Origin of the sequence: Paenibacillus sp. LjRoot153 (genome assembly GCF_964253085.1) — a bacterium.
Classification (GTDB): domain Bacteria; phylum Bacillota; class Bacilli; order Paenibacillales; family NBRC-103111; genus Paenibacillus_E.
This window is the reverse complement of sequence record NZ_CAXUQH020000001.1, coordinates 7664142-7672500: the sequence shown is the minus strand read 5'-3', so window position 1 is coordinate 7672500 and position 8359 is coordinate 7664142. Positions and strand designations below refer to the sequence as shown.

Sequence of the window (8359 nt, the reverse complement as noted above, 5' to 3'; positions counted from 1 at the left end):
GGCAAATCCGCTAACCGTAAGGCTGGGCTGTGATGGGGAGGGAAATTTAAGTACCGAAGGTCATGAGTTCACACTGCCAAGAAAAGCTTCTAGCCAGGCGAAGGTGCCCGTACCGCAAACCGACACAGGTGGGTGAGAAGAGAATTCTAAGGCGCGCGGAAGAACTCTCGTTAAGGAACTCGGCAAAATGACCCCGTAACTTCGGGAGAAGGGGTGCCTCGGTAGGGTGAATAGCCCGAGGGGGCCGCAGTGAAAAGGCCCAAGCGACTGTTTAGCAAAAACACAGGTCTGTGCGAAGCCGCAAGGCGAAGTATACGGGCTGACGCCTGCCCGGTGCTGGAAGGTTAAGAGGAGTGGTTAGGGGCAACCCGAAGCTATGAATTGAAGCCCCAGTAAACGGCGGCCGTAACTATAACGGTCCTAAGGTAGCGAAATTCCTTGTCAGGTAAATTCTGACCCGCACGAATGGCGTAACGACTTGGGCGCTGTCTCAACGAGAGATCCGGTGAAATTTTAATACCTGTGAAGATGCAGGTTACCCGCGACAAGACGGAAAGACCCCATGGAGCTTTACTGCAGCTTGATATTGGACTTTGGTACGATCTGTACAGGATAGGTGGGAGCCTTTGAAGCCTGAGCGCCAGCTTGGGTGGAGGCGCCGTTGGGATACCACCCTGATCGTATCGGAGTTCTAACCTAGTACCGTGATCCGGTATGGGGACAGTGTCAGGTGGGCAGTTTGACTGGGGCGGTCGCCTCCTAAAATGTAACGGAGGCGTTTAAAGGTTCCCTCAGAATGGTTGGAAATCATTCGCAGAGTGCAAAGGCATAAGGGAGCTTGACTGCGAGACCTACAAGTCGAGCAGGGACGAAAGTCGGACTTAGTGATCCGGTGGTACCGAATGGAAGGGCCATCGCTCAACGGATAAAAGCTACCCTGGGGATAACAGGCTTATCTCCCCCAAGAGTCCACATCGACGGGGAGGTTTGGCACCTCGATGTCGGCTCATCGCATCCTGGGGCTGAAGTAGGTCCCAAGGGTTGGGCTGTTCGCCCATTAAAGCGGTACGCGAGCTGGGTTCAGAACGTCGTGAGACAGTTCGGTCCCTATCTGTCGCGGGCGTAGGAAATTTGAGAGGAGCTGTCCTTAGTACGAGAGGACCGGGATGGACGTACCGCTGGTGTACCAGTTGTCTCGCCAGAGGCATCGCTGGGTAGCTATGTACGGAGGGGATAAGCGCTGAAAGCATCTAAGCGCGAAGCCCCCCTCAAGATGAGATTTCCCAGTATGTAAGACCCCTTGTAGACGACGAGGTTGATAGGTTCGAGGTGGAAGTGCGGCAACGTATGCAGCTGACGAATACTAATCGGTCGAGGGCTTAACCAAAATTCCTGAGTATAGTACTTTACGTTGAAGTTTCGTATCTAGTTTTCAAGGCGCAAACAAACGCTTTGACTGTTTGGTGATGATGGCGGAGGGGACCCACGCGTTCCCATCTCGAACACGACCGTTAAGCCCTCCAGCGTCGATGGTACTTGAACCGCAGGGTTCTGGGAGAGTAGAACGTTGCCAAGCATTGTTCCCTGATAGCTCAGTTGGTAGAGCACTCGACTGTTAATCGAGTTGTCACAGGTTCGAGTCCTGTTCGGGGAGCCATTGCTTCCATAGCTCAGTCGGTAGAGTGCATCCATGGTAAGGATGAGGTCACCGGTTCGATTCCGGTTGGAAGCTCCAGTAATTTTTTAAAGCAAGGCCCGTTGGTCAAGTGGTTAAGACACCTCCCTTTCACGGAGGTAACAGGGGTTCGAGTCCCCTACGGGTCACCATTTTTAAATCCCATGGAGGCTTAGCTCAGCTGGGAGAGCATCTGCCTTACAAGCAGAGGGTCGGCGGTTCGATCCCGTCAGCCTCCACCATTAACTTTATATGCCGTTGTAGCTCAACTGGTAGAGCAACTGACTTGTAATCAGTAGGTTGGGGGTTCAAGTCCTCTCGACGGCATGTTATTTATTGGGGATTAGCCAAGCGGTAAGGCAACGGACTTTGACTCCGTCATGCCAAGGTTCAAATCCTTGATCCCCAGCCATTTGAGTCATTAGCTCAGTTGGTAGAGCACCTGACTTTTAATCAGGGTGTCGTAGGTTCGAATCCTACATGACTCACCATTTGCCTTATTTACAGTATGCGCGTATGGCGGAATTGGCAGACGCACTAGACTTAGGATCTAGCGGGTGACCGTGGGGGTTCAAGTCCCTCTACGCGCATTAAATCCTCAAACATATTCATATGTCTGAGGTACCCTGCGGAAGTGGCTCAGCGGTAGAGCATCGCCTTGCCAAGGCGAGGGTCGCGGGTTCGATCCCCGTCTTCCGCTCCAATGTTTTATGCGCCCTTAGCTCAGCTGGATAGAGTATTTGACTACGAATCAAAAGGTCGGGAGTTCGAATCTCTCAGGGCGCGCCATTCTTCATTATAAGTTATAAACGTATCGGGACGTAGCTCAGCTTGGTAGAGCACCTGCTTTGGGAGCAGGGGGTCGCATGTTCAAATCGTGTCGTCCCGATCATTTTTCTAAACTACGCGGGCGTAGTTTAATGGTAGAACTTCAGCCTTCCAAGCTGATCGCGCGGGTTCGATTCCCGCCGCCCGCTTACATGTAAAGGACCACTTTCGAGTGGTCTTTTTGCATTTTATACGTAGGGAAGAGAGCTTTCAAATGGGTTCGACCGTCCATGAACACTTCGTTGAATAAGCTGGATAGGACGAGCGTCTAAATATACCACTAGTTTCTTCTGTAGGAAGCTTTTTAAATCCGTATTTGGAGTATTCCCGCCGCCCACTTACTAAAATAGAGCCACCTTCGGTTGGCTTTTTCTTTTACCTAAGGACTTGAACAATGGGTTCGACGCTTCTTGCGAACATCAATTTTTTCCCACATAGGATGAGTGATCAATATACCCGTCTAACTGCTTCAATTTGGAAACAATACGAATCAAAGCATCGTAGAATCTTATCAATACATTAATTACCACCGAAAAACGTACGGTTTTTTTATTTTAATACTATGTGTGGCGGTCAGATTGTGGTAAAATATTCTGAAATGAGTTTTTATAGCGACTAGCTTTTGCAGAGAGAAGCATTAATGCATCATAGTGAATAGATGAGGTGGAGAGTCATGATAGAGAGTGAGATCGTCCAACAAAAACAAAGTACGAATAACCTGCTGCGTAGAGATATTCGGTTTCTTGGACACATACTAGGTGAAGTTCTTGTCCATCAGGGCGGAAATGATCTACTGGATGTGGTTGAAAGAATCCGCGAAATGAGCAAGTCGTTAAGAGCACACTATGTTGTTGAGATCTATGATGAATTTAAGAAAACGATATCTTCACTAGATCCGGAAATTCGTCATCAAGTGATCCGCGCTTTCGCTATATACTTCCAACTAGTTAATATTGCTGAACAAAACCATCGTATTCGCCGTAAGCGTGACTACGAGCGCTCATCAGGGGAATCTGTACAACCAGGTTCGATTGAGAGCATCGTGCAAGAGCTGAAGAATACGAATATTCCTTATGCCGAAGTACAAGAAATACTTAAATCGATCTCGCTAGAGCTCGTTATGACGGCTCATCCTACTGAAGCTATGCGTCGTGCAGTGCTTGATATTAATTTACGTATCTCTGAAGATATGATGAAGCTGGACAACCCTAACTTAACTTACCGTGAACGTGAGCAATTGCGCGAGAAGTTATTAGGTGAAGTGCTTAATTTGTGGCAAACTGACGAGCTGCGTGATCGTAAACCGACGGTAATCGACGAAGTGCGTAACGGGCTGTACTATTTTGACGAGACGTTATTCGATGTATTGCCAGAGGTATATCATGAGCTTGAGCGTTGTTTAAATAAATACTACCCAGAAGATAAATGGCATGTGCCGTCCTTCTTGAAATTTGGATCATGGATCGGTGGAGACCGTGACGGAAATCCATCGGTTAAAGCGAATGTGACATGGGAGACACTTGGTCTGCATCGTCAATTGGCTTTGCAAAAGTATGAAGAAGTACTGAGAGAATCCTTAGCACACATGAGCTTTAGCAAGAACATTGTGAATGTGAGCGAAGCACTGATCGACTCGATCCAAAGTGATCGTGAGGCGATGGGGAATATTCAGGATGTTTGGCGCAATGAGAAAGAACCATACCGTATTAAGACGACATATATGATCGAGAAGATTCATAATACGGGCAACGCAAATGTATCTGCTGCACAGAAGTACAATAGCCCTGAAGAGTTTATTCAAGATTTGCAAGTTATGGAAGCTAGTTTGCGTGCGCACTTTGCAGATTATGTCGCGGATAAATATATTAAGAAGCTAATTCGTCAAGTTGAGCTATTTGGCTTCCACTTAGCTGCTCTGGATATCAGACAGCATAGTAAAGAGCATGAGAATGCGATGACGGAAATTTTGGCGAAAATGGGCATTACGCCGGATTATAGCAAGCTTTCGGAAGATGAGAAAATTTCCTTGCTCACGAATGTTCTGAATGATCCTCGCCCTATAACATCTACGTACTTGGACTACACCGAGGGTACGAAGGAATGCTTAGACGTTTATCGTACAGTAGGTAAAGCGCAGAAAGAATTCGGACGTAACTGTATTAACAGTTACCTGATCTCGATGACACAAGGCGCAAGTGACATGCTTGAGGTTGTTGTGTTTGCGAAAGAAGCAGGCCTGTACCGCAGAGAGAGCGACGGAACCGTTACGAGTACCGTTCAGTCAGTTCCGCTTTTTGAAACGATTGACGACCTGCACGCGGCGCCTGGTATTATGAGCACTTTATTAGCAATCCCTGCTTACCGTTTAAGTCTTGATCCAGAAACACAGATGCACGAAATTATGCTGGGCTACTCTGACAGTAATAAAGACGGCGGTGTGATTACAGCGAACTGGGAGCTGCGTATGGCGCTTCAAGATATCACAGAAGCGGCGAAAAAATTCGGCGTGAAGTTGAAGTTCTTCCATGGTCGTGGCGGTGCATTGGGGCGTGGCGGTATGCCACTAAACCGAAGCATCCTAGCTCAACCGGTTGAAACGCTTGGTGGCGGCATCAAGATTACAGAGCAAGGTGAAGTACTATCTTCCCGTTATTCCCTGCAAGGGATTGCTTACCGTAGTTTGGAGCAGGCGACGTTTGCTTTGATCACAGCATCGAAGCTGTCCCGTTCCCCGCAAAGACACCCGCTTGAAGATAAGTGGGAGAACATTATGCGTGGTATTTCAGAGCAAGCACAGACGAAGTATCAAGATCTTATTTTCAGAGACGAAGACTTCTTAACGTTTTTCAAAGAATCCACACCGCTTCCTGAGATTGGTGAGCTGAATATCGGTTCCCGTCCATCTAAGCGTAAAAATAGCGATAAATTCGAAGATTTGCGTGCAATTCCATGGGTATTCTCATGGACGCAAACGAGATACCTGCTACCAGCATGGTATGCAGCAGGTACAGGCTTGCAAAGCTTTGCTCAAGGCAATGAAAGCAACCTAGCGGTTCTCAAAGAGATGTATGAGGATTGGTCATTCTTCCGCACGATGATTGATAATCTGCAAATGGCTCTGGCGAAGGCAGATCTTCTCATCGCGAAGGAATATGGCAGCTTGGTGAAGGAATCCGCGATTGCAGAGCGTATTTTCAATCTGATCAAAGACGAGTATGAGCTGACGTCCTCGATTATTTTGCAAATTACAGGTCAGCAAGAGATTCTGGATAATGTACCTGTCATTCAAGAATCCATCAAATTGCGTAATCCATACGTGGATCCGCTTAGCTACATGCAGGTTGAACTTCTTACGGAGCTGCGTGCACTAAGAGAAAACAATGAAGATGATGCGATTCTACTTCGGGAAGTATTACTTACAATCAACGGGATTGCCGCGGGACTTCGGAATACGGGCTGATCCTTACGACAACATAAGAAAAGCAACAGGATGGTAAAGTCGGGGGCTTGCAGCAATGCAGGCAGCTCGGCTTTTCCTGTAATTACGGGAATTGCCCAAGTCAGGAGGTGCGCGGCAGCATGGGGCGATGGTTGGCAATAGTGCTTGTCCTTATTGGGGCTTCAAGCTACGGCTTGCTTTCTTCATTTATTAAAATGGCCTATGATCAAGGATTCACAGATGGACAAATTACACCTGCTCAGATGACGATGGGAACATTATTCGTATGGGTATTGATTCTTTTTCACAAAAAATCGTGGGTGAATCCCTTTAAGGGTCCTTGGATTAAGCTTGGGCTGATTGGGATTTTTGGACTGTCGTTAACGACGGTCGTTTATAATATTGCTCTGCAAGAGTTAGATGCTTCCTTATGCATAATACTTCTCTTTCAATTTACGTGGATGACGATTGCCATGGATTGTATCGTGAAACGGAGATTGCCTAAACGAATGGAAGGGATTGCGATTGCGCTAATTTTGGCAGGGACGATCCTTGCGGTGAATGTGTTTGATACCAACTGGGGAGAGCTCAGTATTCTGGGTATACTATATGGACTTATATCTGCGTTAGCGTATAGTATATTTCTATTTTTTACGGGACAGGTAGAAAGTTCACTGCCTCCGCTCATGAATTCAGCGATCATGCTGACGGCGGCGCTGCCGATTATGTTTATACTGTATCCACCGACGGTTTTTGTTCATGAAAATGGTGGCATGCTGTTGTTATGGGGATTGCTGCTCGGGTTCTTAGGACAAGTTGTACCAACCGTTTCATTTAATATTGGAATTCCCAAGATCGGAAGTGCGCTTGCAGCAATGCTTGGATCTGTAGAGCTTCCAGTAGCTATTCTTGCAGCTTATCTTCTCTTAGGAGAACCGATTAGCGGGTTACAATGGGGAGGCATGGCCCTGATTCTGGGTGGAATTATAATTTCTGAAAACAAATCGTAATTTCTGCGTATATAGTAGTAGAGGGATTTTTATTTTCAATAAATGGGTGTTGAATTGTCGAGAAGCCGGAGGAAAACCAATTGAACTTTGTTGAAGCACGACTGGCTAAGCTGGCCAGTAATGGGGATCGCAATGCTTTTGCAGAGCTCGTCGAGCTCTATAAAGACAAGATCTTTCATTTGGCTTACCGCATGCTGAATAACAAGCAAGAAGCCGAAGATGCCGTGCAGGAAACGTTCTTGCGCGTGTACACGAATTTACATCGATATGATGAGAATCAGAAGTTTTCGACGTGGATTTTTCGAATCGGGACAAACTTATGTATTGATAAACTGCGACGAAGAAAGATGACGTACTCACTGGATGCGGAAATGACAGATGGCGAAGGCAATGATTATTATGCGATGCTTCCTAGCGATGAGGATACACCAGAGAAACAGCTGCTTGTATCAGAAACGCAGGCCCAGATTCACCGAGCGATTGAGACGCTGCCAGAGAAATATAAATCGGTTGTCATTCTTAGGTATCTGCACGATATGTCACTACAAGAAATTAGCGATGTGCTCGACATGCCCGTCACCACGATCAAAACGCGTGTCCACAGGGGGCGGGAGTACTTACGAAAAAGACTGGAGCAGGAGGAACAAGTTGTTAATACAAATCCTGTTCGAATCTGAAACATATTTGAAATCGAAACGTATGGTATATCACAATATGCAAAAGTCTAAGAAAGGGGTGGCTGTATCGTGAATTGTAAAGAAGCCCTCCCGCTCATACATGAATATCTCGACGGTGATTTACCAAAGTCGGAAGCTCTGCAATTGAAAGAACATTTGATAGCTTGTCAGGCGTGTCATAACACTTTCAAACAGCTAGAGAAAACGGACGCTTTGGTTAGAATGCTGCCCTCCATCAAAGTACCTGATACGTTAACTGCACAGATTATGAGCGGCTTACCACCGATGAAAAAGAAGAATACCTGGACGGATTGGATTCGCAGACACCCTGCTGTATCGGTTGCTGTTGTTTTCGGTACGGTCATGTTCGGAAGCTTCATATCCATGTGGGATGACGATCAGAATCTCATGGTGCAGGGAAGTAACCTTCAGGATGTCGTTATTCAAGGGGATACAGTGATTGTGCCGCAAGGGCATACTGTAAATGGTGATCTTGTGGTCAAACGCGGGGAACTGAAGGTTGAAGGCGATGTAACGGGGAATGTCGTCGTGATTGATGGTTCAGTCAACCTAGCCTCAACGGCGCACATATCTGGAGAAGTCAAACAAGTCGATGAAGCATTGAGCTGGGTCTGGTACAAATTAGGTGAATTCGTAGGTAAAATCACGCCATAAACGGAATGTCCCCTTATAGCTGAGACTATAGGGGGCTTTCTTCTTTTTTTACATA

4 protein-coding genes, 12 tRNA genes and 2 rRNA genes (1 of these 18 running past the window's edge) are annotated in these 8359 nt (G+C 46.8%); all 18 read left to right on the top strand.

Annotated elements, in window-relative coordinates; translation table 11 throughout:
- Positions 1-1387 (top strand): 23S ribosomal RNA (locus tag ACSQ8P_RS33230); it begins 1528 nt to the left of the window's first position.
- Between the two features lie 72 nt (positions 1388-1459).
- A 5S ribosomal RNA gene (gene rrf / locus ACSQ8P_RS33225) occupies positions 1460-1576 on the top strand.
- A gap of 5 nt (positions 1577-1581) precedes the next feature.
- A tRNA-Asn gene (locus ACSQ8P_RS33220) sits at positions 1582-1657 on the top strand.
- A gap of 2 nt (positions 1658-1659) precedes the next feature.
- A tRNA-Thr gene (locus ACSQ8P_RS33215) sits at positions 1660-1735 on the top strand.
- A gap of 17 nt (positions 1736-1752) precedes the next feature.
- Positions 1753-1827: transfer RNA gene (locus ACSQ8P_RS33210), tRNA-Glu, on the top strand.
- A gap of 14 nt (positions 1828-1841) precedes the next feature.
- Positions 1842-1917, top strand: a tRNA-Val gene (locus ACSQ8P_RS33205).
- 12 nt (positions 1918-1929) lie between these two features.
- A tRNA-Thr gene (locus ACSQ8P_RS33200) sits at positions 1930-2002 on the top strand.
- Positions 2003-2012: 10 nt separating this feature from the next.
- Positions 2013-2087: transfer RNA gene (locus ACSQ8P_RS33195), tRNA-Gln, on the top strand.
- A 3-nt stretch (positions 2088-2090) separates the two neighbouring features.
- Positions 2091-2166: transfer RNA gene (locus tag ACSQ8P_RS33190), tRNA-Lys, on the top strand.
- Positions 2167-2185: 19 nt separating this feature from the next.
- A tRNA-Leu gene (locus ACSQ8P_RS33185) sits at positions 2186-2265 on the top strand.
- Positions 2266-2303: 38 nt separating this feature from the next.
- Positions 2304-2378: transfer RNA gene (locus tag ACSQ8P_RS33180), tRNA-Gly, on the top strand.
- 9 nt (positions 2379-2387) lie between these two features.
- Positions 2388-2464: transfer RNA gene (locus ACSQ8P_RS33175), tRNA-Arg, on the top strand.
- Positions 2465-2490: 26 nt separating this feature from the next.
- Positions 2491-2564, top strand: a tRNA-Pro gene (locus tag ACSQ8P_RS33170).
- A gap of 17 nt (positions 2565-2581) precedes the next feature.
- Positions 2582-2652, top strand: a tRNA-Gly gene (locus tag ACSQ8P_RS33165).
- 524 nt (positions 2653-3176) lie between these two features.
- Positions 3177-5963 carry a phosphoenolpyruvate carboxylase gene (gene ppc / locus ACSQ8P_RS33160; RefSeq protein WP_436239079.1) on the top strand — a complete coding sequence of 929 codons (2787 nt, stop codon included), beginning with the start codon at positions 3177-3179 and terminating at the stop codon, positions 5961-5963.
- 119 nt (positions 5964-6082) lie between these two features.
- Entirely contained in the window at positions 6083-6952 is an 870-nt protein-coding gene (locus tag ACSQ8P_RS33155) for a DMT family transporter (protein ID WP_436239078.1), read from the top strand.
- An 80-nt stretch (positions 6953-7032) separates the two neighbouring features.
- Positions 7033-7629 (top strand): RNA polymerase sigma factor SigW, encoded by a 597-nt coding sequence (sigW, locus tag ACSQ8P_RS33150; RefSeq protein ID WP_436239077.1) that lies wholly within the window; start codon positions 7033-7035, stop codon positions 7627-7629.
- Between the two features lie 69 nt (positions 7630-7698).
- Positions 7699-8304 carry a zf-HC2 domain-containing protein gene (locus tag ACSQ8P_RS33145; RefSeq protein ID WP_436239076.1) on the top strand — a complete coding sequence of 202 codons (606 nt, stop codon included), beginning with the start codon at positions 7699-7701 and terminating at the stop codon, positions 8302-8304.
- Positions 8305-8359: the final 55 nt, after the last annotated feature.

Bases quoted from the DNA above. Each gene is read 5' to 3' on its own strand.
- ACSQ8P_RS33155 (WP_436239078.1), top strand. From the start codon at position 6,083: ATGGGGCGATGGTTGGCAATAGTGCTTGTCCTTATTGGGGCTTCAAGC.
- ppc (WP_436239079.1), top strand. From the start codon at position 3,177: ATGATAGAGAGTGAGATCGTCCAACAAAAACAAAGTACGAATAACCTG.